Origin of the sequence: Bifidobacterium vespertilionis (genome assembly GCF_008698145.1) — a bacterium.
Lineage (GTDB): Bacteria > Actinomycetota > Actinomycetes > Actinomycetales > Bifidobacteriaceae > Bifidobacterium > Bifidobacterium vespertilionis.
In genome coordinates, this window is record NZ_RZNZ01000003.1 from 218534 (window position 1) to 244096 (window position 25563).

At 66.4% G+C, this 25563-nt stretch carries 19 protein-coding genes and 1 pseudogene; 7 read left to right on the top strand and 13 right to left on the bottom strand.

What is annotated here, in order from left to right:
• Positions 1–16: 16 nt before the first annotated feature.
• From EMO90_RS03635 to pdxS, 8 genes are all read right to left on the bottom strand, one after another.
• Positions 17–940, bottom strand: coding sequence for an ABC transporter ATP-binding protein (locus EMO90_RS03635; protein ID WP_223849643.1), 924 nt, complete (start codon positions 938–940; stop codon positions 17–19).
• A gap of 728 nt (positions 941–1668) precedes the next feature.
• Positions 1669–2700: an Lrp/AsnC family transcriptional regulator gene (locus EMO90_RS03640; protein WP_150353126.1), complete on the bottom strand. Its 1032-nt coding sequence runs from the start codon at positions 2698–2700 to the stop codon at positions 1669–1671.
• 74 nt (positions 2701–2774) lie between these two features.
• On the bottom strand, positions 2775–3566 hold the full coding sequence (locus tag EMO90_RS03645; protein ID WP_150353127.1) for an energy-coupling factor transporter transmembrane component T family protein: 792 nt from the start codon (positions 3564–3566) through the stop codon (positions 2775–2777).
• The gene (locus tag EMO90_RS03650; RefSeq protein WP_223849644.1) at positions 3556–5139 is read right to left on the bottom strand and encodes an ABC transporter ATP-binding protein; all 1584 of its coding nucleotides are present in this window, start codon (positions 5137–5139) and stop codon (positions 3556–3558) included. Before EMO90_RS03650 ends, EMO90_RS03645 begins: the two co-directional genes overlap by 11 nt.
• On the bottom strand, positions 5136–5711 hold the full coding sequence (locus EMO90_RS03655; RefSeq protein WP_150353128.1) for an ECF transporter S component: 576 nt from the start codon (positions 5709–5711) through the stop codon (positions 5136–5138). Before EMO90_RS03655 ends, EMO90_RS03650 begins: the two co-directional genes overlap by 4 nt.
• Before the next feature lie 450 nt (positions 5712–6161).
• On the bottom strand, positions 6162–7478 hold the full coding sequence (locus EMO90_RS03660; protein WP_150353129.1) for an O-acetylhomoserine aminocarboxypropyltransferase/cysteine synthase family protein: 1317 nt from the start codon (positions 7476–7478) through the stop codon (positions 6162–6164).
• A gap of 384 nt (positions 7479–7862) precedes the next feature.
• A complete protein-coding gene (pdxT, locus tag EMO90_RS03665) occupies positions 7863–8483 on the bottom strand; it encodes a pyridoxal 5'-phosphate synthase glutaminase subunit PdxT (protein ID WP_150353130.1) in 621 nt (206 codons plus the stop codon).
• A 3-nt stretch (positions 8484–8486) separates the two neighbouring features.
• Positions 8487–9362 (bottom strand): pyridoxal 5'-phosphate synthase lyase subunit PdxS, encoded by an 876-nt coding sequence (gene pdxS / locus EMO90_RS03670; protein ID WP_150353131.1) that lies wholly within the window; start codon positions 9360–9362, stop codon positions 8487–8489.
• Between the two features lie 339 nt (positions 9363–9701).
• Between pdxS and EMO90_RS03675 the strand changes: the two genes are divergently transcribed.
• The 4 genes from EMO90_RS03675 (at position 9702) to EMO90_RS03690 (ending at position 14881) form a co-directional block, all read left to right on the top strand.
• Complete coding sequence (locus EMO90_RS03675; RefSeq protein ID WP_150353132.1) at positions 9702–10580, top strand: bifunctional hydroxymethylpyrimidine kinase/phosphomethylpyrimidine kinase; 879 nt, start codon at positions 9702–9704, stop codon at positions 10578–10580.
• A 370-nt stretch (positions 10581–10950) separates the two neighbouring features.
• A complete protein-coding gene (locus EMO90_RS03680) occupies positions 10951–11619 on the top strand; it encodes a YraN family protein (RefSeq protein WP_150353133.1) in 669 nt (222 codons plus the stop codon).
• Entirely contained in the window at positions 11619–13163 is a 1545-nt protein-coding gene (locus EMO90_RS03685; protein ID WP_150353134.1) for a YifB family Mg chelatase-like AAA ATPase, read from the top strand. The genes EMO90_RS03680 and EMO90_RS03685 overlap by 1 nt, the downstream gene beginning before the upstream one ends.
• Positions 13164–13165: 2 nt before the next feature.
• A complete protein-coding gene (locus EMO90_RS03690) occupies positions 13166–14881 on the top strand; it encodes a DNA-processing protein DprA (protein WP_223849645.1) in 1716 nt (571 codons plus the stop codon).
• Here EMO90_RS03690 and EMO90_RS03695 read toward each other — a convergent pair.
• Positions 14856–15206 carry an MGMT family protein gene (locus EMO90_RS03695; RefSeq protein WP_190971914.1) on the bottom strand — a complete coding sequence of 117 codons (351 nt, stop codon included), beginning with the start codon at positions 15204–15206 and terminating at the stop codon, positions 14856–14858. The two genes, EMO90_RS03690 and EMO90_RS03695, sit on opposite strands and share 26 nt — an antisense overlap.
• Before the next feature lie 48 nt (positions 15207–15254).
• Here EMO90_RS03695 and EMO90_RS03700 point away from each other — a divergent pair, with 48 nt between their 5' ends.
• The 3 genes from EMO90_RS03700 to EMO90_RS03710 all read left to right on the top strand — a co-directional run bounded on the left by EMO90_RS03700 (position 15255) and on the right by EMO90_RS03710 (position 19023).
• Positions 15255–17201: an FAD-binding protein gene (locus EMO90_RS03700; RefSeq protein WP_150353136.1), complete on the top strand. Its 1947-nt coding sequence runs from the start codon at positions 15255–15257 to the stop codon at positions 17199–17201.
• 133 nt (positions 17202–17334) lie between these two features.
• The gene (locus EMO90_RS03705; protein ID WP_150353137.1) at positions 17335–18306 is read left to right on the top strand and encodes a succinate dehydrogenase/fumarate reductase iron-sulfur subunit; all 972 of its coding nucleotides are present in this window, start codon (positions 17335–17337) and stop codon (positions 18304–18306) included.
• A gap of 45 nt (positions 18307–18351) precedes the next feature.
• Complete coding sequence (locus tag EMO90_RS03710) at positions 18352–19023, top strand: O-methyltransferase (protein ID WP_150353138.1); 672 nt, start codon at positions 18352–18354, stop codon at positions 19021–19023.
• Here EMO90_RS03710 and EMO90_RS03715 read toward each other — a convergent pair.
• From EMO90_RS03715 to EMO90_RS12100, 4 genes and pseudogenes are all read right to left on the bottom strand, one after another.
• On the bottom strand, positions 19020–19718 hold the full coding sequence (locus EMO90_RS03715; protein WP_223849649.1) for an LOG family protein: 699 nt from the start codon (positions 19716–19718) through the stop codon (positions 19020–19022). The two genes, EMO90_RS03710 and EMO90_RS03715, sit on opposite strands and share 4 nt — an antisense overlap.
• Positions 19719–20144: 426 nt before the next feature.
• A complete protein-coding gene (locus EMO90_RS03720) occupies positions 20145–21518 on the bottom strand; it encodes an ATP-binding protein (RefSeq protein ID WP_150353139.1) in 1374 nt (457 codons plus the stop codon).
• A gap of 543 nt (positions 21519–22061) precedes the next feature.
• A pseudogene (locus tag EMO90_RS03725) lies at positions 22062–23355 on the bottom strand (Na+/H+ antiporter NhaA); the annotation flags it as partial.
• 715 nt (positions 23356–24070) lie between these two features.
• A partial coding sequence (locus EMO90_RS12100; RefSeq protein ID WP_190973677.1) for a hypothetical protein occupies positions 24071–25563 on the bottom strand: 1493 nt, incomplete at its 5' end.

Here is a 25563-nt window from a genome sequence, read left to right on the forward strand (position 1 = left end):
TTTCCGATGCCGCGATTCAGGCGCGGTGGGCCGCGCGACGCACAGATCCGACGGTCCTGGTGGCACGCTCGCGTTCGGCCATGAGCAGCCGGTTCATGATGTCGGCATCAGGCCGGTCCACGTCGGCCACGATCCGTCCGTCGGCGAACACGATCGCGCGGTCGGCGTACGAGGCGGCCACCGCGTCGTGCGTGACCATGATGATCGTCTGGCCAAGCTCCTTCACGGAGCGCTTGAGGAAGCCCAGCACCTCGGCGCTGGACACGGAGTCGAGATTGCCGGTCGGCTCGTCGGCGAACACCAGATCCGGCTTGGTCACCAGGGCGCGGGCGATGGCCACGCGCTGCTGCTGGCCGCCGGACAACTCGTTGGGCCGGTGGCTCAGGCGGTCCGTGAGCCCCAGCGTGGCGGCGAGCATGTCGAACCAGGCGCGGTCCGGCTTGGCACCGGCGAGTGTGAGGGGCATGAGGATGTTCTGCTCGGCGGTGAACATGGGCAGCAGGTTGAAGCTCTGGAAGATGAAGCCGATCCGGTGGCGGCGCAGCAGGGTGAGCTCGTTGTCGTTCATGCGCGTCAGATCCTTGCCGCCGAACATGATGCGCCCGCTCGTGGCCGCGTCAAGGCCGGCGAGCGTGTGCATGAGCGTGGACTTGCCGGAGCCGGAGGGGCCCATGATCGCGGTGAATTTGCCCTGCTCGAAGCGCACGTTCACGCCGCGCAGCGCATGCACGGCCGCGTCGCCGGAACCGTAGTCCTTCACCAGTTCGATCGCCTCGATCGCCACAGGGGCATTCGGATAGGCCACATGCTCGGCGGGGCCGGCGGCCTGCGGTTGCGGCGGCACGGGCGGCTGCGGGGGCAGGCTCGTCTGCGGGGGCATGGCCACCGTCACCTGCACATGATCGCCCAACGGGTTGGCTGCATTCGCGGTCTCGTTCATTTCGCGTTCCTCTCATTCGTTCATCCGGGGATCATTCCCCGATCCGATGTTCAGACTACGAAACCGTAGGCGCGACCAACATGATGCGTCGGGATGAAAATCGGGCACCCCAGCCCAACGTTCCTCATCCTTGAGGATGATGCCGGATGTCTGGTGTCACGCACCACCCTGAGCTCTCTCCCGCCGTCATCCTGAGCACTGAGCCGTGAAGCGGACAGCCCCGTCATCCTGAGCGAAGGCGAAGCCGGAGTCGAAGGATCCTTAACTTTGTGCACAATGCCAAGGATCCTTCGACTTCGCCCTAACGGGCTGCCTCAGGCTGACGAAGCAAACCGTCCTCCCCGTCACCGGGCGCGAACCCACCGTCACCGGGCGCGAGGCGCGTCACCGGGTGCGGCCGCTCCCTGTGACGCCATCCCGGAGCCCTACTGCCGCAAGCCCTCCCAAACCCCGTCACGCGGCGCGATCGCGCCCCGTGACGCCATTCGCTCCCCGTGACGCACCCTTCGCACCCCGTGACGCCCGCCAACCCGAATCCGCACCTCCACGGGCTGCAAACTGGGCAGATCCGGGCTTCTGGGACCCAAAATCGGCTCCTAAAAGTACCGGCCTGCCTAGTTTGCAAAACCAACGTCCCAATCTGCCCAGTTCGCACCATCCAGTCCGCACCATCCAGTCCGCACAGTCGCCCTTCAGCGTCCGGCTGCGCCAGCCCAGAACGACGGAAGCTACAGCCAATACGATTCCTTCTCCACGCTCACCGTGGTCGCCCACCACATCTGCTCCACGCCGGGCATCGCGCGCAACGATCCGTCCACGGCCCGCCAGAGGGCCCCGTCATCATCCGCGACCATTTCGATCAGATAATCGGCGCCGCCCAACCCCACGCCGCTCATCACATATGTCACCTCGGGCACGTCGATCAGCGCGTCCTCGTCCAGCACATGCGGCGGCCGGACGGACAGGCCCACGAACGCCTGGCGGAACCCGCCGAGCCGCATGGGGCTCACAGTGGCCATGATGCGCATCAGCCCCGCCTCCTCCATGCGCCGGATGCGCGCGCGGATGGCAGTGTGCGTCACGCCCAACCGCTCCCCCACGGCCTGGCAGCTGGCACGTCCATCCTCCTGCAGCGCGTTGAACGTTTCGGCCAGACGCGGATCGAGCGCGGTCACCGGCACGTCCGCACCCACATTCGCCTCGCGCTTGCCCATCACGGAGACGGTCTCCGAGACGCCTGCAGGATCCGCATCGCCGTCGGCGACCCGCAGCAGACGTCCCAGCACGCCCACGTTATGGTCGTCGAGCACCAATCGTCCGCAGGAGAACACCTGAATGCGCTCCAATCCGGGCAGTTCGCGCAGATCGCGCTTGAGGAACCGGTCCATCGCCGCGTTGGAGTGGGCCACGGCCTCCGCGATCACGTCGGCGTCCCCCAACGCGCACACCACGTAGGTCACCTCGCGCATGGCCTTAAGTCGGGCGATCACCTCATCGCGGCTGCCGCTCACGCGCAGACCCACCAGCACCTGACGGTAATTGTCGAAGGCGAGCGGATTGGCCACGGGCACCACACGCATGATCCCCGCATCCACGAGCCGCCGGTAGCGTTCGGTTGCAGTGTAGATCGACGTGCCCATGCGATCGGCGAGCGCGGCGAACGGCATGCGACCGTCGCGCTGCAGGGCCGCCACGATCCGCAGATCAGTGGCATCGACGCCCGTGGACTGTGCACCCGCACTGTTGCCCGTCTGCACCATGATTCAACCTCCGTCCTCGGTCATCTCGGCTTTCCCGCTCACCCCAGCATTCCTTGTCATCCCAGAGCCCCTTGTCATCCCAGCATTCCCAGCGCGGTGACGGCAATCAGCACGGCCGTGACGAGCACGATCGCCGCGAGCATCGCCCAATCGGCGCCGCGCATGCGGATCTCCACGCGCGAGGTGCGACGCACGCCCCCGGACAACCTCATGCCCAGACCACGCGAGGCCATGGCCCAACCGACCGACTGGCTCATGCGATAGGCGCGGATGAGCACGGCCACGATCACAGGCAGATAGGCGCGGGCGCGGGCGAGGAACGAACGGCCCTCCAAGTCGAGTCCGCGGGCGCGCTGCGCATCCACCACCGACTGGAAGATGCGGAAGAACACGGGAATGTACCGCAAGGACGTGGCGAGCGTGAGACCGGCGCGGTACGGCATGCCGAGCCGTGTCAGTCCGCGTATCAGTTTGGCCTGACTAGTGGTGAACAGCGTGAGGAAGCACGCGAAGCCGAGTGCGGGGATCCGCAGGCCCATCACGGCGGCCATGACCAGATTCTCGCGGGTGATCCGCAGCCATCCCCAACGCCAGATCTCATGGGTTCCGGACGGGTCGAAGATGGGCCACAGCACCACGATCAGCACCATGATGGCCGCAAGCGCCTTCCACACCCATGCGATCCTCTCCCACGGCACACGGTCCGAAACGAGCATCACGTGCTCCGCGATAAGCGCGGCGAGGATGATCGCGGGCGTGCGCCACACCAGGCACAGCACCAGCAGCGAAAGGCTCAGCGCGAATTTGACGCGGGGGTCGGCCCGATGCAGCCATCCGTCGCCGGGCACGTACAGATCAGCATCCATGGTCGATCCTCCCCCATTGCGCAAGCCGTCCATGGTCCAGACGCATCACGTGCGTGCAGTGTTCCGCCACGGCCCGCATGTCATGGCTGATCATCACCACCGTCACACCCGCGCGGTTGAGCCCGTCCACCGCGGCGAGCAGACGATCGCCGCGCCTGCGATCGAGCCCCGCGGTCGGCTCGTCGAGCACGAGCACGTCGGTCCCCTGCGCCAGCACGGAGGCCAGCGCGACCGACCGGCGATCGCCATAGCCCAGCGTGGCGGGCGAAACATCGGCCTTGTCGGCCAGATCGAACAGCTTCAGCATGCGGTCCACGGCCTCGTTCACCTCCTTGGGTGCGCGTCCGAGCGCACGCGCCCCGAAGGCGATCTCCTCACGCGTGGAGGCACAGAAGATCTGATGGTCGGGATTCTGGAACACGTAGCCCACATGCCGGGCGAGCCGGCCCACGGATTGGCCGTGCGTGTCCAGACCGTCCACGATCACACGGCCCGATGTGGGTTTGAGCAGTCCGTTGAGGTGGCGGGCGAAGGTGGTCTTGCCCGATCCGTTCGCGCCGATCAGCCCCACGAACGCGCCGCGCGGAATCGCCACGGTCACATCGTCCAACGCGGCCGGAGCGTCCGGATCGCCCACGCCATAGCGATGGGTCAGATGATCGGCGACGATGGTGGCATCGGCTGGCTTCGTTCCCCCATCCCGCCCGTCCGATTCCCCGATCACGCGGATATCCGGTTCGGGCGCGGGCAGGGCGACGCCGAGCCGCTCGAACAGCTCCGGCTCACGGGCGAACTCCCCGGGATCCGTGTCGCGGACCAACCGGCCGTTCTCCAGCACCAGCAGACGATCTGCCCACGCGGCCAGATGATTGGTATCCTGCTCGGCCAGCACCACGGTAAGGTGGCAGCCGGCCCGCGCACGCTCGTCACGGATGCGATCCAACGCGGCGAACACCTCACGCCGGCCATCCGGGTCCAGCGCGGCCGTGGGCTCGTCCATCACCAGAATGTCCGGATCGCCCGCGAGCGCGGCGGCGATGGCCACGCGCTGCATCTGCCCGCCGGACAGGCTCGATGGCGCACGGTCACGCATCCCGTCCAATCCCACAAGGCGCAGCAGCCCATCGATCCGCCGGTTCATCGCTGCCGGATCCATGCCCCGGTTTTCCAGCGGGAAGGCGATCTCGTCCTCCACGGTGGCGCAGAACAGCTGCGACTCCGGATCCTGCTGCACATAGCCCACGCGGGCGGACAGATCGGCCACGGAGGTCCGGCCGGTGCGCATGCCGGCCACGGCCACCTCCCCGTCCATGCTGCCATCGGCCAGTTCGGGGATCACGCCGGTCAAGGCCATGCACAGCGTCGATTTGCCGGCCCCGGTCGGGCCGACCACACCCACGAATTCGCCCTCATGCACCTTGAAACTCACGTCCGCGAGTCCAAGGATCGGCCTGCCGCCGTCGATGACCGGCGCGTAATGCCAACCGAGCCCCCGGACCGCGATCAGCGCGCGGCTCGGGGGCTCAGCGGATCGGGACGCGGTCTGCGCCCCGAAGGACGTATTGCGATTCACTCGCCGGCCTTGACACCCAGATTGCCCAGACGGACCAGCGGCGGATACGCCTTGCGCACGGCGGAGAACAGGGCGATGCCGATCACCAGGCCTACTGCGGCCTGAATGGAATTGCCGGGCACCTCGCCCAGCGCCGGGCCCCATCCGGAAAGGATGCCGCCGGCGATGAAGTAGCCGAACACCTTCCACACGCCGGCCACCACGGACCACAGGATGATGTCGAGCGCCTTGAATTTGCGCACGGCGGCGCCCACGATGACGGCCTGCACGCCGTCGATCACGAACGTGAAGATGGCCCACTGCGGGTAGCCGGAGATCAGATCACCCAGCGCCGGGCCGAGACCACCCACAATGCCGCCGACCCACGGGCCGAAGGCGTAGGACGCGAAGAAGATCATCGCGTCGGACAAGTTGAGGTAGCCGCGCGTGGGCGTGGGGATTTTGACGAACATGGTGACTACAGTGGTCACCGCGGTCATGATGGCGATCAGCGGGATGGTGGAGGCGTTGAGCGCCTTCCCCACGCCGGCGGACGCGTTGCCCGATGTGTTGTCCGATGTATTGACAGCCATGAATACCCTCTCTCATTCTTTCAATTCATGGGAATTACAACATAAATATAGCGCAATTTGAATATTTACAGCGCTGTTTATATTCAATAAATCAAAATATGAGCAACACTCACGTTATCCTGAGCGGAGCCCCCGTCATCCTGAGCGCAGCCCCCCGTCATCCTGAGCGGAGCCTCTCACCGTCATCCTGAGCGCAGCGAAGGATCCTTAATCTTGCGCACCAATGACTTAATGCGCAATGGCCAACGATCCTTCGACTTCGCTCAGGATGACGGGCGCAGCTCGGGGATGACAGGGCGCATCCCCAACAACAGGACGGCCCCGCGTCGCATGAAACGCGGGGCCGTCCGTCCGGATGCCAATGGCCCCGGACAGCCTCCGAATTCCCGCCGGCAGTCGGGACCCGGAAGCCGCGGTCATTTCAGACCGAGTTCAGTTTTCTCGCCGGACTCACTTGGCCAGACCGGAGGCACGCACGGCCTCGAAACCGCCCTTGAGATCGTCGAGGATATCCTCAATGTTCTCCGTGCCGATGGACAGGCGGATGGTTCCCTGGTGGATGCCCTGATCCTCGAGTTCCTCGACGGTCTCCTGGGAGTGGGTCGTGGAGGCCGGGTGGATGACCAGGGACTTCACGTCGGCCACGTTGGCCAGCAGGCTGAACAGGTGCAGGTTGTCGATGAAGACGCGCGCCGCATCCTTGCCGCCCTTGATGTCGAAGGTGAAGATGGAGCCGGCGCCGTTCGGGAAGTACTTCTCGTAGAGGGCGTGGTCGCGGCGGCCCGGGATGGACGGGTGGGACACGGACTCGACCTCCGGCACGGTCTGCAGGTACTCGACCACCTTGAGGGCGTTCTGGACGTGGCGCTCGACGCGCAGGGACAGGGTCTCGGTGCCCTGCAGCAGCAGGAAGGCCGCGAACGGGGACAGGGTGGCACCAGTGTCGCGCAGCAGGATGGCGCGGATGCGGGTCACGAAGGCCGCGCCGCCCAGCGCCTCGTAGAAGTTGAGGCCGTGGTAGGACGGATCCGGCTCGGTGAGGGTCGGGAACTTGCCCGGCACCTCGGCCCAGTTGAACTTGCCGCCCTCGACGACGACGCCGCCCAGCGTGGTGCCGTGGCCGCCGATGAACTTGGTGGCGGACTCGACCACCACGTCCGCGCCGTGCTCAAGCGGGCGGAACAGGTACGGGGTGGCGAAGGTGTTGTCCACCACGACCGGCAGGTGGTGGCGGTGGGCGATCTCGGAGATGGCCTCGAAGTCCGGCAGATCGGCGTTCGGGTTGCCGAAGGTCTCGAAGTAGACCAGCTTGGTGTTCTCCTGGATGGCGTCCTCGAAGTTCTGCGGGACCTCCGGGTCGACGAAGGTGGTGGTGATGCCGTCGCGCGGCAGGGTGTGCTTGAGCAGGTTGAAGGTGCCGCCGTAGATGTTCTTGGAGGAGACGATGTGGTCGCCGGACTGGGTGATGTTGCGCACCGCGTACTCCACGGCCGCGGCGCCGGAGGCCACCGCGATGCCGGCGGTGCCGCCTTCGAGGGCGGCGATGCGGTCCTCGAACACGCCCTGGGTGGAGTTGGTCAGACGGCCGTAGATGTTGCCCGGGTCGGCGAGGCCGAAGCGCGCCTCGGCATGGTCGAAGTTGTGGAAGACGTAGGAGGTGGTCGCGTAGATCGGGACCGCGCGGGAATCGGTGGCCGGATCGGCGTGCTCCTGACCGACGTGCAGCTGCAGGGTCTCGAAACGGTACTTCTTGTTGGCTTCTGCCATGATGGGCTCCTTTGTTGGACGCTTCTGTGTTCGCCACCCGCCGGCCGTGAGGCGGTTGGCGAGGTGATGGTTATGACCCTACGGCGGCGGTCCGGCGTGGCGCAAGCCGGACGCTATCCGAGTTATCTATAACCCCTTAAAATCCCAAATGGCAGTAGGGCTAAGGAACCATCGCAAATCCGGTTTCCATCGTCGGAAACTGCGCGACACGCCGATCGCGACACTGCTCGCCGAATCGTTCCAACCTGCGCCCCGATTTTCGCAGACTGGAACGAATCCGCAGATTGGAACCCCGTTTGAGGCCCCTACATGCAGAATCGTTCCAACCTGCGATTGTGCGGGCGCAGGTTGGAACGATTCTGCATGATGCCGCATGGGGCGCGGCTACAGACCCAGGAAGAGCTCGTGGATGCGCGTGTCGGCGGTCAGCTCCGGATGGAACGCGGTGGCGATGATGTTGCCCTGCCGCAATCCCACCGGATGGCCGTCCACGGTGGTCTCCACGGTGGCGTCCGGCCCCACGGAGACCACATACGGCCCGCGGATGAACACGAGCGGGAAGTCGGCGATGTCCCCGAACGAGCCGGTGCCGTCGAAGCTGCCCAGCTGGCGTCCGTAGGCGTTGCGGCGGACCACGGCGTCGAGCGCGCCGAAGTACACGTTCGGATCGTTATCCAGCTTGGAGGCCAGCAGGATCATGCCGGCGCAGGTGCCGAACACGGGCTTGCCGGCGGCGATGTGCGCGGCGATCGGATCGAACAGGCCGGTGGAGCGCAGCAGCTTGCCCTGCGTGGTGGATTCGCCGCCGGGCAGGATCACCCGGTCGATCGAATCATCGAAGTCCTCCGCGGCGCGCAGTAGCTTCCACGGCGCGCCCAGACGGTCCAGCATCGCAGCATGCTCGGCGAACGCGCCCTGCACGGCCAGGATGCCGGTCACGCCGTGGCGAGCGTCCTCGACGTCCTCGGACTCCTCCTTGGAGATGTATTCGACGGCGACGACCATGGGTCACTCCCCGCGGGCGGCCATGATGGTCTGGATCTCGTCCTCGTTGATGCCGACCATCGCCTCGCCCAGGTTGGCGGACAGGCGGGCCAGCAGATCGGCGTCGCGCCAGTTGGCGGTGGCCTGCACGATCGCGGCGGCGCGCTTGGCCGGGTCACCGGACTTGAAGATGCCGGAGCCCACGAACACGCCCTCGGCGCCAAGCTCCATCATCAGGGCGGCGTCGGCGGGGGTGGCCACGCCGCCGGCGGCGAAGTTGACCACGGGCAGACGGCCGTTGTCGTGCACGTACTTGGCCAGATCGTAGGGCACGGCGAGCTGCTTGGCCGCCTCGTAGACCTCGTCGTCGCGCAGACCCACGAGCTCGCGGATCTGCTTGTTCATGGTGCGCATGTGGCGCACGGCCTGGATCACATCGCCGGTGCCGGGCTCGCCCTTGGTGCGGATCATGGCCGCGCCCTCGGCGATGCGGCGCAGGGCCTCGCCCAGGTTCTTGGCGCCGCACACGAACGGCACGTCGAACTGGCGCTTGTCGATGTGGTAGACGTCGTCGGCCGGGGAGAGCACCTCGGACTCGTCGATGTAGTCGATGTCGATGGCCTGCAGGATGCGCGCCTCGGCGATGTGGCCGATGCGCACCTTGGCCATGACCGGGATGGAGACAGCCTCCTGAATGCCGCGGATCATGGCCGGATCGCTCATGCGGGAGACGCCGCCGGCCGCGCGGATGTCCGCCGGGATGCGCTCGAGCGCCATCACCGCGCAGGCGCCGGCATCCTCGGCCACGCGCGCCTGATCGGGCGTGGTGACGTCCATGATGACGCCGCCCTTGAGCATCTGCGCCAGATTCCTGTTGAGTTCCGCCCTGTTTTCAGCCATTGCCGATCCCTTCGTATCGATGGTTGGGTCGCCCCGGCGGCCATTGCGTCCCGAGGCCTGATCATTCAGTGCATATGCTACGGGTTCGCGCCGTCGCCAACCCTCCCGGATTCCGCATGATGCCAACGGTTTGGGCCGATCGAACCGTCCTTGGGAGATCGCCGGGCAGCGGAATCGCAAACGATCGAACAGATGCATATTCAGTTCATTCGACGATTGCGGCCGAACGTCCATTTTTTGCAATCGAAACACCGCCGCAAGCACCAACACCCCGATTTGTGAAGATTTCATGAACACGATGGCCCGGATTGGTCCGGCGTGTCGCTAGAGTCGTGAACCATGACCCTCGATGTGAAGCTGTATGACCGCGATCCGCGCTACATCCCGCGCGTGGCCGCCGTGCACGACATGTGCGGCTACGGCACCTGCTCGCTGACCGCCGCGATCGCGATCCTGTCCGCCGCCGGGTGCAACGCCTGCCCGGTTCCCACTGCCCTGTTCTCCGCGCACACGCTGTTCCCCGTCTACACCTTCCACGACACCACCGCCATGCTCGACGGCTATCTGGATGCATGGAAGAGCGAGGGCGTGGATCTGGACGCCGTCTATTCCGGCTTTCTGGGCAGCGCCGCTCAGGTGGCGGTGATCGAACGGCTGTGGCGCGACTATCCGCGCGCGCTGAAGGTGGTCGATCCGGTCATGGGCGACAATGGCGAGATCTACCCCACGTACACGCAGGACATGTGCCGTGCGATGGGCCGGCTCGCATCCGGCGCGGACATCCTACTGCCCAACCTCACCGAAGCCGCTATCCTCACCGGTCGCGACTACCCCGGCCAGAACCTCTCCGACGGCGAGGTGACCGACTGGCTCAGCGCGCTGCTCGCGTTGGGCGCCCGGCATGTGGTGCTCAAGGGCGTGGACCGCGGAGACGGGCTGATCCGCAACTATGTGGCCGGCGCGGAGACGGGCGCCGAAGCGTGCGTCCGCATCGAGCACCGTCGCATGCCGTTCATGGCGCCCGGCACCGGCGACGTGTTCGCCTCGGCCCTGTGCGGCGCGGTGATGGCGGGACGCGGGCTGGCCGAGTCGGCACGGATCGCCGGCGAGTTCGTGCGGTCGGCCATGGAGCACACGCCGGACCAGCCCGGCCACGAACTGCGCGGGGCGAGCTTCGAACTGAGCCTGGGCCAGCTCACCGCCCTGGTGCGCGGCTGAGTCGCTCTTCCTGTCATCCTGAGCACAGCGCAGTTCACGTCATCCTGAGCGAGCGCAGCGAAGTCGAAGGATCCTTCGACTCGCTCCGCTCGCTCAGGATGACACGAGCAGACTTCGTCATCCTGAGCGCAGTCGAAGGATCCTTAACCTTGCGCACCCACCGAATCCGCACGCAATGGTCAAGGATCCTTCGCTGCGCTCAGGATGACGAGGAACAACGCCCACATTCGTCCACAGGCCGATTGTTATCCACCGCCCAATCCACCATCGAGCCTCCGACACGCGCGAAACCATGGGCAAGTGGGGTACATCCGCGCACATGGGCCCTCCGCGATTGCGCGGGAACACGCGGTGATGCTCCACTGGGGGCATGACAACACAACACACAACACCGCAGTATCCTGCAACCGATCACCCGCTCCACGACGCCACCCCACTGAACAAGACGAACACTCAGACGAACACCCCATCGAACACGCCGGAAGCCCCGCGCACAACGCCTACCCGCCCGGTCTCCGATCGGCCGGCATCCAACCGGCCAACGCACGACCGCCCGGCTTCCAGTCGTCCGTCATCCTCCCGCCCCGCATCGCGCTTCACGCCCACAGCGGCGCCCAGCGAGCAGGCGGCGCCGCCCGACCCCCTCGCCGAAGCGGCCCGCCTCCTGTCGCGCCGCGATCTGAACGCCAAGCAGCTCGGCGTCGCCGGCGAGCACTACGCCGCCCTCTGGCTCGAATGCCAGGACTGGAGGATCCTCTCGCGCAACTGGCGGTCCCGCTACGGCGAACTCGACATCGTGGCCCTCGCACCGAACGGGGAGATCGTCTTCGTGGAGGTCAAGACCCGCCGGTCGGTGGCGCAGGGCGTGCCGCAGGCCGCGGTAGACCGGCGCAAGCAGGGCAACCTGCGCCGGGCGGCGATGGAGTGGCTGCTCGACGGCAGCAACGACGTATCCCACTATGGCACCCGCTTCGACGTGATCGCCATCCTCGTGACCGGCTTCGGCCCGCAGGTCACCCATATTCCGGGGGCGTTCTGATGCCCATCGGTACCGCGATCTCCATCGGCATGCTCGGCCTGAGCGCCAACCTCATCCAGATGCAGGCCTTCATCAGCCCGGGTCTGCCGCACTTCTCCATCATCGGGCTGCCCGACACCTCCCTGAGCGAGGCCCGCGAGCGCGTCAAATCGGCGTGCACGGCATGCGGCTTCCGCTGGCCGGAAACCCGCGTGACCGTGAATCTCGCCCCCGCATGGCTGCACAAGCGCGGATCCTCGCACGATCTGGCGATCGCCGCCAGCGTGCTCGCCGCCGGGAAGATGATCCCCCACGACTGTCTGGAGCATGCGCTGGTGCTGGGCGAGCTCAATCTGGACGGCACGGTGCTGCCGATCAACGGCATCCTGCCCATGCTGCTGGGCGCCAAGGAGCGGGGCATCACGCGCGCGTTCGTCCCCTACGCCAACGTGGAGGAGGCGGCCCTCGTCCATGGCATGGACGTGACCGGCATCCGCCATCTGGGCGAACTGATCGAGCGCATGGGCGGCGAACCCCGCTATCGTCTGGACGTGACGCATCTGCCGGAGCCGGTCATGGATCCGGACATCAATCCGGAGACGCTCACCGACCAGAGCGGACTCGACATGAACCAGGTGGTGGGCCAGGCGAACGCCAAGTGGGCGCTGGAGGTGGCCGCCGCCGGAGGGCATCATATGATCATGGTCGGCCCGCCCGGGTCCGGCAAGACGATGCTGGCGACCCGGCTGCCGAGCATCATGCCGCCGTTGAGCGACAAGGAGCAGGTGGAGGTCGCGTCCATCCGGTCCCTGTGCGGCACGCTGCCGTTCTACGGCATCACCGACGTTCCGCCGTTCGAGGCCCCGCACCACACGGCGTCCACGTCCTCGCTGATCGGCGGGGGCAGCGGCGTGGCCCTGCCCGGGGCGATCACGCGGGCGCATCGCGGCGTGCTGTTCATGGATGAGGCGCCGGAGTTCCATCCGCGCACGCTGCAGGCCCTGCGCGAGCCGCTGGAGACCGGGTATGTGGCCGTCTCCCGCGTCAAGGGCACCGCCTACTACCCGGCGCGGTTCCTGCTGGTGATGTCCGCCAACCCGTGCCCGTGCGGCTTCGCGGAGACGGGCCGGGGCGAGCGATGCAGATGCACGGAACGCGAACGCACGCGCTACTGGAACCGTCTGTCCGGGCCGATTCTGGATCGCATCGACATCCAGATCAACGTCAACGCGGTGAGCACGTTCACGGCGGACACCCCGGAGATGCGCGAGTCAAGCGGCACGATCCGCCGGCGCGTGATCCAGGCGCGCTCCATCGCACGCGAACGCTTCGACGGACAGGGCTGGAATTCGAACGCGGAAGCCAGCGGCCAATGGTTGCGGCGCAACACCTCCGCCAAGGCGATCGCGAAGGTGAACCAGGCGCTCGACAGCGAGACGCTGAGCCTGCGCGGCGCCGATCGCGCGCTGAAGCTCGCGTGGACGATCGCCGATCTCGATGGCCGCACCAGTCCCAACGAAGCCGATGTGGATCGCGGCATCGGCATGAAGACGAGGGTGCAATGAGCATGGAGCCGAATGACGAGACGATCGCCCGCGCCACGCTCGCCCACTGCATGGACGGTCCGGACGCGATGATGTACGCCGCGCTCAAGGGCGCCCCGTCGGCCCGCGTGCTGGTGGAGGCGCTGATGGAGCGGCGGGGCGCCCCCGGGGCCGCGGGCGAGGGCGATTCGTACGAACCGGTGCGGCAGGATCCGGGGCGCGAGCTCAAGGACATGTTCATGGTGGGAGCCGCACGATGGGGCAAACGAGCGGACAAGGAGGATCTGGACCGGTTCCGCGACGCGCTGGTCCGGTGGATGCAGCGGATGGACCTGCTGCCCTCGATGCGCCCGGATGCGCTGAGGTCCCTGTTCACGTGGGACGGGTCATCATGGCTGATCGCGCCCGGACACCCCTGCTGGCCCGCCCAGCTGGGGGATCTGTCCGAGCGCATCAGCTGGGCCTCCCCCCTGTGTCTGTGGGGTCGCGGCGATGAAACCGCGCTGGTGAGCTGCGAGGCCCCGCTGGCGATCGTCGGCTCGCGCGGGGTGAACGACTACGGCCGAGAAGTGGCGCACAGTGTGGCCGCGCATGCCGCGCTCAGAGGCCATCTGATCGTGTCCGGCGGCGCGTACGGCACCGACGCGGCCGCCCATTGGGGCGCGATCGCCGCGGCGGAACGGTATCCGGACCGCGCGGGGCGGACGGTGGCGGTGTTCGCAGGCGGATTGGATCACATCGGCCCGCAACGCAACCGGGAATTGTTCGATCGCATTCTGGGCGCCTCGGGGGCGCTGGTCACGGAGATGAGCCCCGGCACGATTCCGGAGGCCCGCCGCTTCCTGCTGCGCAACAGGGTGATCGCCGCCTTGGCGCGCACGGTGGTGGTGGCGCAGGCCCGGCTCAGATCGGGCGCGATCAACACCGCCATGTGGGGCGCCGATCTGGGACGGGAGGTGTATGCGGCGCCGGGTCTGGTCACCGAGGCCTCGCACGCGGGATGCAACAGCCTCATCCACGACGGCGTGGCGGTCATCCTCGTGGATCATGAGGATGTGACGGAACTGTGCCACGCGGACCATCAGCCGCGCGACCCGCAGGCCGAACCGCAAGACGAGTCCTTGCCCGATCCGGCGAACGGCACGCCCGCCACCGCTACCGGCGATGCCGGTCCCAACACCACCGATGCCGGCGCAACCGCTCAAGCCTCGCAGGACACGCTCTGGCAGGCCGCCCCCGAATCGAGCCATCCCCTTGAGGAACCGCCCGGCGTCAAACCCGCCAAGGCCGCATCCCGCCGCCTGGCCCGAGGCCGCATCCCGTCCACGAAGGCGGCCAGCCGTCCCAAACCGGCGCCGCCCAAGCCCACCGACGACCAACAAATCGTGCTCACCGCCATCCGATCCTGCCGGCGCAGGGGCATGCGCGCCGGAGAGGACGAGATCGGCGCGGCGGCGCGCAGGGCCCATCCCCAGCGCGCGGAGATCGGGCCGGCATGGGTCGCCGGGCAGCTCGGTTCGATGGAACTGTGCGGACTGATCGTGCGTGACGAATCGGGCGCCTTCAAACCGGTCGAGCGAGTTCCCTCGAAGGCTGCGTCCCAAGCGCAGGCTGCGGTCCAGACGGCATCCGGGCCGGGCGCGTTGCCCGTCGCACCCAAGCCCGTCGCACCCGAACCAGCACTGGAACACGCCACGCCTGAGCCCGCCGCTCCTACGCCCGCCACTGGCAGCGCGTGAGATCCACCCGCCACCCCGCCGCCCCGGCCGGATCCCCCGTGCCGGGGCGGAACACCACACCCTCCTCCTCAAGCAGCGCGCGCTGGCGCTCCGGTCCGCCGAATGCGAATCCGGGCGCCAGCGAACCGTCACGGAACACCACGCGGTGGCACGGGATCACGCCCGGCTCGGGGTTGGAATGCAGCGCAAAACCCACGAACCGGGCGGACCGGGGCGCGCCCGCAAGCGCCGCCACCTGCCCGTAGGTGGCCACCGTGCCGCGCGGGATGCGCCGGACCACGTCATACACGCGCTCGGAGAAGGACTTGGTTTGGGGTTTGGTCATGTCACCATTATCATCCCCTCGTCCGGGCGTGTTCCGAAAATCGTGCCTATGAGTCCGAAGCAGTTGGAAGATATGTATGACGCCGTGATCGTGGGCGCCGGCGCGGCCGGCCTGTCCGCGGCGCTCGGCCTGTTGCGGTCCGAGGCCATCCGTGATCTGAAGGATCAGGGCCTCGACCCGAAGATCCTCGTGATCTCGAAGCTGCAGCCGCTCAGGTCGCACACCGGTTCGGCGGAGGGCGGCATCGCGGCCAGCCTGGGCAACATCGACAGGGACGATTGGCACTGGCACTACTACGACACCGTCAAGGGCGGCGACTGGCTGGTCGATCAGGATGCGGCCGAGCTGCTCGCGCGCGAGGCGCCGGCGACCGTGATCCGTCTGGAGCACGACGGCGTGGCATTCTCGCGCACCGAGGACGGGCACATCGCCCAGCGCCGCTTCGGCGGCCACACCGCGGACTTCGGCGGCGAGCCGGTGCGCCGCGCGGCCTATGCGGCCGATCGCGTGGGCCATCAGATCCTGCACAGCCTATGGCAGCAGTGCGTGGCCGAGGGCGTGGAATTCGCCGAGGAATGGTACGTGACCGATCTGGTGCTGGACGCCGGGCGCACGCACGTCTCCGGCGTGGTGGCCTACGACACGCGCAACGGCGAGACGCATGCGGTCCACGCGCGTAACGTGATGCTCGCCACCGGCGGCGCGGGACGGTTGTTCCGCACCACGTCGAACTCGTGGGACCTGACCGGCGACGGTATGGCCCTCGCGCTGGCCGCGGGGCTTCAGCTTGAGGATGCGGAGTTCGTGCAGTTCCATCCCACCGGACTGGCGCATACCGGCATTCTGCTGTCCGAGGCGGCCCGCGCGGAGGGCGGCGTGCTGCGCAATGCGGACGGCGAGGCGTTCATGGCCCGCTATGCGCCGGGCCACGCCGATCTGGCCGCGCGAGACGTGGTGAGCCGTTCGATCATGGCCGAGGTGGACGCCGGCCGGGGAGTCACGGATCCGAAGGACCCGGACGGACCGAAGGGCTGCGTGTGGCTGGACATGACCGGCATCGACAAGGACCACATGGAGGCCGTCCTGCCGCAGGTGGTGGAGACGATCCGAGACTACGCGAACATCGACCCGTCCACGCAATACGTGCCGGTCAAGCCCACCGCGCACTACACGATGGGCGGCATCCCCATCACCACCGAGGGCGTGGTGTACCGCTGGCTCAGGGAGGACGGATCGGACCCCACGGCCGCACGCCACCGCCGCGTGCCCGTCAAGGGCCTGTTCGCCGCCGGCGAATGCTCCTGCGTAAGCGTGCACGGCGCGAACCGTCTGGGCGGCAACTCGCTGCTCGACGCCTGCCTGTTCGGCACCCGCGCGGGTGAGGCCATCGCCGCGCGCATCGCCGAGAACCCGGTCGCCCAGGCGGAGCTTGAGGGATCGGATCCGCTGGCCGACGACCCGTACGCCGATCTGGTGGACGAGGCCGCCAAGGAGCGCAAGGCGATGATCGCCGACCTGCTCGCTCCCATCGATGCCGGGGACGATGCGGATGCCGATCCGCTGAGCAACGCCGCGTCCGCCGATGCAAACGCCGCGGCGGACGGCAACCCCTATGCGCTCATGGCCAAGCTCGGCGCGATCATGGACCGCGCGGTGGCCGTGCGCTGCGACGCCGATTCCATCGCCACGGCCCTGAACGCCCTCACCGGCGATCTGGTCCCGCATGTGGCCGATCTGCACGCACACAGCGACTCGAAGGTGTTCAACCAGGAGCTCGTGGCGATTCTGGAGGTCCGCAACCTCGCCATGCTGGCCGTGACGATGCTCACGGCGACGGCGGCCCGCCATGAGTCGCGCGGATCGCTCAAACGCCTCGATTTCCCCGATCGCGACGACGAGAAGTTCCTGGCGCACAGCATGACCGACCGTGCCGCGGAGGTCTCGTGGCAGCCGGTGCACATCGCCGACTACCCGCCCAAGACCCGCGAATACTGACGCGAATGCTCACGGACGGCGCGCCGGTGGGGCGCTTCGCGTCTGACGGGAGCTTGTGGCACACTGGATACCCGGAAAACGCATACCGATGGATGCCTTTGGGCATGTTGAGAGAACTGCAAGGAGCGGCGTGATGAGCAATGAGAACGACATGGTCACCGTGACCCTGCGCGTGCATCGCTTCACACCCCGCGCCGAACGCGAAAACCGCCGCAGCTCGAACCCCTTCGCGCGCAAATCGTCACCCTTCGGCGATTCCGGCGCCCGTCGCCGCACGCGCGGCAAGCAGTGGACGCAGGACTACACGCTGCAGGTCCGCCCGGAGGACACGCTGCTGGACTGCCTGCTGACCGTCAAGCGCACGCTCGACCCCACGCTCGCCTTCCGCTATTCATGCGGCCACGGCATGTGCGGATCGGACGCCGTGGCGATCAACGGCACGCCCACGCTGCTGTGCACCTCCCCCGTGTCCGCATGGGTCAGGCAGGGCGGCGTCGATGGCGAAGCCGCCGGCGACGATCCGGCGGGAGACTCCGCCGCGGATGATGCGAACGACGGCTTCCGCCGCACCGGCGACGCGCTGTTCAATCTGCCCGTCTCGCACGTCCCCAAGCCGGCCGCAAACGCCGAACCGGGCGTGATCGAACTGTCCCCGCTGCCCGGATTCCCGGTGCAGCGCGACCTGATCGCGGACATCGACCCGATGCTGGACCAGATCAGGAAGCTCAAGCCGTATCTGCAGGCCAAGGGCGAGCTCAAGACCACGCCGGACGGCAAGGTCAACGTCTTCGAATACCTGCAGAGCCCCGCGGAGCTCGCCAAGTACGAAATGCTCACCAACTGCATCGCGTGCGGCGTGTGCGAGGGATCCTGCCCGGTGTTCGCCGGCGGCGACGCCTTCATTGGCCCGGCGGCCCTGATCGCCGCATCCCGCTTCGTCAACGATTCGCGCGATGGCAAGGCCTTGGAGCGCATGGACCAGATCGACACGGCCGACGGCGTGGCCGCGTGCCAGTCGGTGCGCGCCTGCGGACGCCAGTGCCCGCGCGGCATCGACGTGGGCGAGGAGATGTGGCAGATCATCGCGAAGGTGCGCGAACGCTGATCGCACGCTCGCGGCGGGCGTGACGGAACCGATATGGTAGGGGCTATGAACAAGACTTCGTACACCAATCTGGCCAAGGCATGGGAGTATGCGGAGGACGTGGCGTTCGCCAAACAGTCCGAAGCGCTCAACGCGCTGCGCATCCATGCCGAGGAGGTCGGGTTCCCCCAGGGGTCCGCGGCCCAGGCCGATTTCCTGCGGCTTCTTGTGGGGCTGACCGGCGCGCGATCCATCATTGTGGTGGGCACCGGCAGCGTGGTGGAAACCTATCAGCTCATCGCCGGGCTGGGCGGCACGGGCCTGCTCACGGCCGTCGACTCCTCCCCCGAGGGCACGGCGCTCATTCGCCGCATGTTCACCCGCTTGGACAACCAGACCGGCACCACCCTGCGCGTGGTCAACGTGGCCGCCGGCCAGTTCCTGCCGCGTCTGAACGCCGCCGACTACGACCTGATCGTGGTGGCGGGCGACGCCGGCAACTATGCGCCCGCGTTCGCCCAGGCCGAGCGACTGCTGCGCCGCGGCGGCACGGTGGTCCTGACCGACGTGCTCGCCTTCGCCTCCCCCGTCTCGAACGGTGGCCTGCTCAACCCGGCCGACCGCGGCGACAAGGCCACGGCCATGCGCGAGCTGCTGGAGGCCGTGCAGGACGATGAGCGCTTCGACGTCACGTTGGTTCCGGTGGGCACCGGCCTCGTCCTGTGCGTCAAGCGCTAGTTCTGCTTAATGCCGCTCAGCGCCACGTCCACGGCCTCGTCGGGATCGTCGGTGATCACCACAAGGTTCGGGTCGAGTTCGGAGATCATGCCATGCTCGCGCACGGTGGTGGACAGCCACGCGAACAGGCCCTTCCAGTACTCGGAATCGTAGAGCACCACGGGCATGGTGGCCACCTTGTGGGTCTGGACCATGGTGAGCACCTCGAACATCTCGTCAAGCGTGCCGAAGCCGCCGGGGCAGATGATCACGCCGGACGAGTACTTGAGGAACATGGTCTTGCGCACGAAGAAGTAGCGGAAGGTCATGCCCAGATTCACCCAGGCGTTGAGCCCCTGCTCGTGCGGCAGCTCGATGCCCAATCCCACCGACTTGCCGCCGGCGAGCGCCGCTCCCCTGTTGACCGCCTCCATGATGCCGGGGCCGCCGCCCGTGATGACCGCGACGCCGGCCTTGGCGATGCGCTTGCCCATGTGGCGCGCGGCCTTGTAGGACGGGTCGGTGCGCGGGGTGCGGGCCGATCCGAACACGCTGACGGCCGGGCCCAGCTCGGCGAGCGCGCCGAAGCCGTCCACAAATTCGGACTGGATGCGAAGCACGCGCCACGGATCCATGTGCAGCCAGTCGGTGGACTGGTTGGCGGCCAGCAGGTTGCCGGTGGTGTTGTCCTTGGGGACCATGGAGCCGCGCAGCATGACCGGGCCGCGGTAGTAGGCCTCGCCGAGTGGCGACTTGGGCTGGGGCTCGGCCGGCGCGGTCGCATCGACCGGCGCGCTTTCGGCCGTTGCGCTTTCGGCCGACGCGGCGGATTGCACGGCATCGGCGGTGACGGTCGCGGCATCGGCTGCGACGACGGCATCCTTGCCCGAATGCCTCTTCGCGGCCTTCGACGGTTTCGACTCGACCGACTTGTCCGGATTGACCAGCGGATTCGCCAGCTCCTCCAGCTTGTTGTCCACGGACGCCATCACGTCCTTCGCGCTCTTCTTCCTGTCCTTCTTGGTGTCTTTCTTGGCCATCTGCCACTCCTTGATCGATCATCGCCCCATACCTCCCAACGCGGCACGGGTCGCAGGCGACTCGAACGATTATACGCACGGTGAGTGGGAGCGGGGCGGACCCTATCGTTCCAGATTGTCCATCATCGGTGCGTTGCCCTCGTCGTACGCGCGCAGCAGTCGCCTGAGCAGGAAGGCCGTGAAGTAGGGCGCGCTGAACACATGCTCGCTGCTGCCGACGTTCCCGGCGGACAACTTGACGCCGAACCTGATCTCCGGATAGGAATCCGATGCGATCAGCGTGCGCATCGACTTCGCCGTACCCTTCCTCGCCTTCACTTCGACGGGAACCAGCCATTCGCGCGTCCTGACGAAGAAATCCTGCTCCAGCGTGGAATCGTCCTTCTTGTAGTAGTACAGATCGTATCCTGACTTGTGCAACGCCTCCGCCACAATGCTTTCGTACATCGCGCCCTTGTACACGCCCAAATTGCGATTCGCCCGCAGATCGTCGCTGGCCTCATCGTCGAGCATGGCCACGAACAGGCCGGTGTCCCCGAAGTAGATCTTGAACTTGTTCTCGTCGTAGTTGCCACGCAGCGGCAATTCCGGATACGACAGGCATCGGCACACGTTGACCATGCCCGATGTCTCCAGCCACTCGACGCACCCGCGGTAGTCCTTGAACCGGGCGCCGCTGGCCACCTTGCTGATCTGGAACTTCTTATTCTCCCGGGCAAGCTGCACCGGAATGTGGTTGAACACGTTGAGGATGCGCACCTGGTCCATGCCAGAAGCGTATTTGCGGATATCCTCCTGGTAATCCAGCACCAGCTGCCGTTGGATGCCCAGAGTGCCGGAGAACAGACCGGTTCCGATGTACAGGGCGACCACCGCCGGCATGCCGCCAAGGATGCAATAGTCCATGAACGCGCCGGAGTACACGGTCATCTCGGTTTCGGAGAAGGGACGCGACTGGGCCAGATGCTCCAGCATGCCGTCAACCACGCCGTCATCGTATCCCCTGGCCCACAGGAATTCCTCGAAATCCATCGAATACATCTCGTAGTCGGTTTTGTAACCCACACTGTTGCTTTCGATCTGTCTGTAACTGATGCCCAGCATCGATCCGCTGCAGATCACATCGTATTTGCCGTCGATCCTGAAGAACTTCAGTGATGTGGCAATATCCGGAAACGCCTGGATCTCATCGAAGAAGATGAGCGTATCCCCCGGGACGAAACGCTTGGAGGGATCGATCAGCGAAATGTTGCGCGCGATCTGGTCCGCCCCGTAGCCGTCGGCGGTGATGGATCGATATTTGGGTTCCTCCACGAAATTGATCTCGATCACATTGTCGTACGTGCGTGATGCGAATCGTCTGATCGTCTCCGTCTTGCCGACCTGTCGCGGCCCCTTGATGACGAGGGGGTTCCGGTTCGGATCCGCGCGCCATGCTTCGAGGAAGCCATCCGCCTTGCGCCTGAGGTATGCCATGATGCGTGCCTTCCCTTCCCCGATGGAACACCGACGAAAAACTCTTGCACCGACGATTATACGATTTCATGAGCGAGTTTTTGAGGAAGATCCCCATTTCATGAGCGACTTTTTGGCCGTATCCCACATTTCATGAGCGAGTTTTCGCCGGTTTGGCACATTTCATGAGGGAATTGCGCGAGAGGACAGCTGTGCGACGCGCGGGGGCCGCTCGTGCGGATCAGCGCTTGCGACGACGCCAGACCTTCAGCGAGGACTGGCCGCCCTTGCCCGACGATCGGCCATCACGGCCACCGCGGACATTGCCTGAGCCTCGGACGGATCGTCTCGGCTTGCGCTTGCCGGCATCCGGATCGTCGGACTGCGCATCGTCTGCGTTGGCCGAACCGTCCCCTCGCACGGCCTTGGGATGGGCGGCGCGGAACTTCCGGATGAACTCGGGGGTGAACGCGGGCATGCTCATGGTGATCGTGCCGTCGGCCAGATGGCCCTCGTGCTCGCCGGCCTCCAGTTCGGCATCCTCCTCGGACTGCGGCGCCGACTTGGCGGCCAGCGCTGCGGCCTCGAAGCGCTTGGACTGGCGGCTCAGCAGCACGCCGGAGACGGCCGCAGCCAGCAGGGATGCGACCAACACGCCGAAACGGCTTTCCGCGGACAGTTCCGTGTTCGCATAGGCCAGCGAGGCGATGAGGAAGGAGACGGTGAAGCCGATGCCGCATGCGCAGGCCGCCGGCAGGAGATCGCGCACGCGCAGCCCCTTGGCGAGCTTGAGACCCAGCACATGCGTGGACAGCCATGCGGTGATGATCACGCCGGTGGGCTTGCCCACCACCAGGGCCACGGTGATGCCCACCACTACCGGGGAGATCATGAGCGCCGGGGTGAGCTCGCTGAAGCGCACGCCGGTGGCGAACAGGGCGAACAGCGGCAGGGCGATGAGGGCCGAAATCGGCTGAAGCTTGTCATGGTAGCGTTCGGCGCGCGGCGTCGCCTCGCCGAACATTTCGCGCGACGGGGTGAGCAGACCCACGAGCACGCCGGCCAGCGTGGGGTGCACACCGGCCTCGAACATCATCACCCACGCGAGCAGGCCCACCAGACCCGCGATGATCCACGGCACGCGCTTGAGTCGCACCAGGAATGCCCACGCGACCGCGCAGGCGGCGATGCCGATGAACCAGTACCAGGCGTTGAGCGAGGAGAAGAACACGGCGATGAGGATGATAGCCAGCAGATCGTCCACGGTGGCGAGGGTCATCAGGAACGCGCGGATCGAACCAGGCAGGGCCTTGGCGAACAGGGCCAGCACGGCCAGAGAGAACGCGATGTCCGTGGCGGTGGGCACGGCCCAGCCCTGCGCGATGGTGGCATAGTCGAACACCTGGCCGGAGGCGATGGTCTGGAAGCCGGGCCCCGGAGGCGCGTACTCGGAGTACAGCCACGTCACGCCCAGAAACATCACCGGGGGCACCAGCATGCCGCCCACCGCGCACAGCATGGGCACGGCGGCCGCCTTGGGATTGGACAGCGATCCGGTGGTCAGCTCCTGCTTGAGGTCCAGACCGACCACCAGGAAGAAGGCCGTGAGCAGACCGTCCTGCGCCCAGTGGCCGATCGGCAGGTCAATGTTGGTGTACGGGATACCGATGTGCGTCTCCGCGATATGACCGAACAGGTCGGCGATGGCGGGCAGGTTGGCGAGGATCAGACCGGCGAACGCGAAGCCGAGCATAATCAGACCGGAGATACGATCCGATGCGGCGATATGCCTGACCGCCTCCCAGAATCCGTTCCGCTTCGGGATCCGATTCACCGTCTGATTCGCCGCTTCGCCCATATTGTCCGTCTCTCTCCCCGCTCGATTCCGTTGGCCGCACCGTCAAAGGATGCACTAATGAAATTCTAACGGTTACTCACGGACGTTCCGCCCGGGGCGGAGCAGATCCGCCCACGAGCCGGGCACCCATGCCCGCTGGTTGGCACTCTGAGGGAAAACGCCATCCCGTACGAGCGCAGTCACTTCATGTCATCCTGAGCGAAGCGCACAGCGCGCAGCCGAAGGATCCTTAATTATGCGCACAAAGTTAAGGATCCTTCACTCCGCTCAGGATGACGACCGCACATCGCCGGCATGGCGGGAACGGTTCCCGCGCGCCCATCTGCACAATCAGGGGTACTTTTGCCCGCCTGCAAGGACCCAACTGCATAATCGGGGTGCATCGCGCTCCCACCCGGCGAACGTGAATGGCGGAATTCTGCCATTCACGGATCGGGCTCAATGGCGATCCGAAGACAATACGGCTCCCGAACGTCCCCGATTATGCAAATAGATCCCCGCAGGAGCCCGAAAGTACCCCTGATTCCGCAGTTGAACGACGAGAGCCCGGTCCGGCCCGCTTGATCTGCTCATAAAACGGAAATGCGACGGACGAATTAAGGATCCTTCGACTCCGCTGCGCTGCGCTCAGGATGACGCGGTTGCTGCCTTGTCATCCTGAGCGGAGCCCGAAGGGCGCAGTCGAAGGATCCTTAACTCCCTGTCTGGTCAGGCCTTACTTCGCCTGGGAGTACACGCTGAAGCCGGACTCCTCGACCGTCCAGCCCAGGCCGGCCAGCCTGTCCGACTCCGCCTTGTCCGTGGTGAACAGGTGCTCGCCGTTCCACCGGTTGTACAGGCGGTACACCTTCGCGTCGCCGTCCGCCGGAGCCCACCAGGTCGTCGGCTCCAGGGTCCAGCCGATCTTCACCAGGTTATCCTTCTCGGCCGCGTCCACGGTGAAGTGGTGCGAGCCGTCATACCGGTTGTACAGGCGGTACACCGGCTTGGCGCCGTTCGCAGCGCTGCCGGCGGCATGGAACTTGACGTCCTCGCCCTGCCAGCCGGCCGCGACCAGCTTGTCGTACTCGGCCTTGCTGGTGGTGAACAGATGCGTCGTGCCGCTGGTCATGTACGGGTTGAACAGACGGTACACCGCCACGCTCGCCGGGGCCTCGGCCTTCACCGTCGTCCAGCCCTGCAGCGCTCCGGTCTCGTCCGTCAGGGCGATCCTGTGCTCGCCGGTCAGCCCGTCGGGCACCTGCACGTCCACGTAGTACTTGCCGGCGTCGTCCTTCTGGACGGTCAGGAACGGGCTGCCGTCCGGGCCGGTGAGCTTGGCGGGCTCGGAGTACACGTAGCCGTACCAGAAGCACGACTTGTCGCCCTTGCACGCGTCCTTGAGTCTGTTGATGTACACGCGCGCCGACTTGCCGGCCTCGACCTTGCCGCCGTCGACCGACACCTTGTCCTTGGTAGCGTCGGTCAGCGCGGACTCCGGCGTGCCGGCGGGCTCGGACGTCGTCTTGAAATCGGGGATCTTCGTGGCCGCAGCGTCAAACGGGATCATGCTGCCGTCCTTGAGCTCGACATGCAGGCCGATGTAGGCCTGGCGCATGTCGACCGGGGTCTTGGTGCGGACGCCCTGACGCCATAGATCCTCGAACTTGGAGGCCGCCCACCACCACGGGTCGCTGGGATGGTTATCCTCGTGGTCGCCTCGATTGCCTTTGGTGTTGCCGTACGTGGTGTTCGGCGTCAGACCGATGAGCGGCAGGAAGAAGGTGCCGCTGTTGGACTTGCCGTCCCACGTATTCCAGTAACGGGAGACATCCTGCATGGTATACGTTGCAGCCGTATAGTAATTACTATCATCTGCCGGCAGATCCAGATTCTGCTCGTGCACGCCATAGAACTGATCGTAGAGATCCGGGGTCAGCTCCGTGTCGGGCGTACCCGTGCAGCTAGCGTCATAGGGGCCACCGCCACCATAAGCCGTTTCCCGGTTCTCGATCGGCGTGATGTCCGTGATGCGGGTGATTACCTCAACGGCGCAGACGCTCTTGATCTGGTCGGCCGGCAGGTCGATCTTCCAATCGAACGTCACGTTGGCCGTGTGGGCGCCGACCTCGGACACCCGCGCGTTGCTCGCCGTCGCCTTGACGTCGTAATTGTAGTTCGGGTAATCGTCGGCGTTGGCCGTCGCGACGCCTCCCGAAACCGCCATGC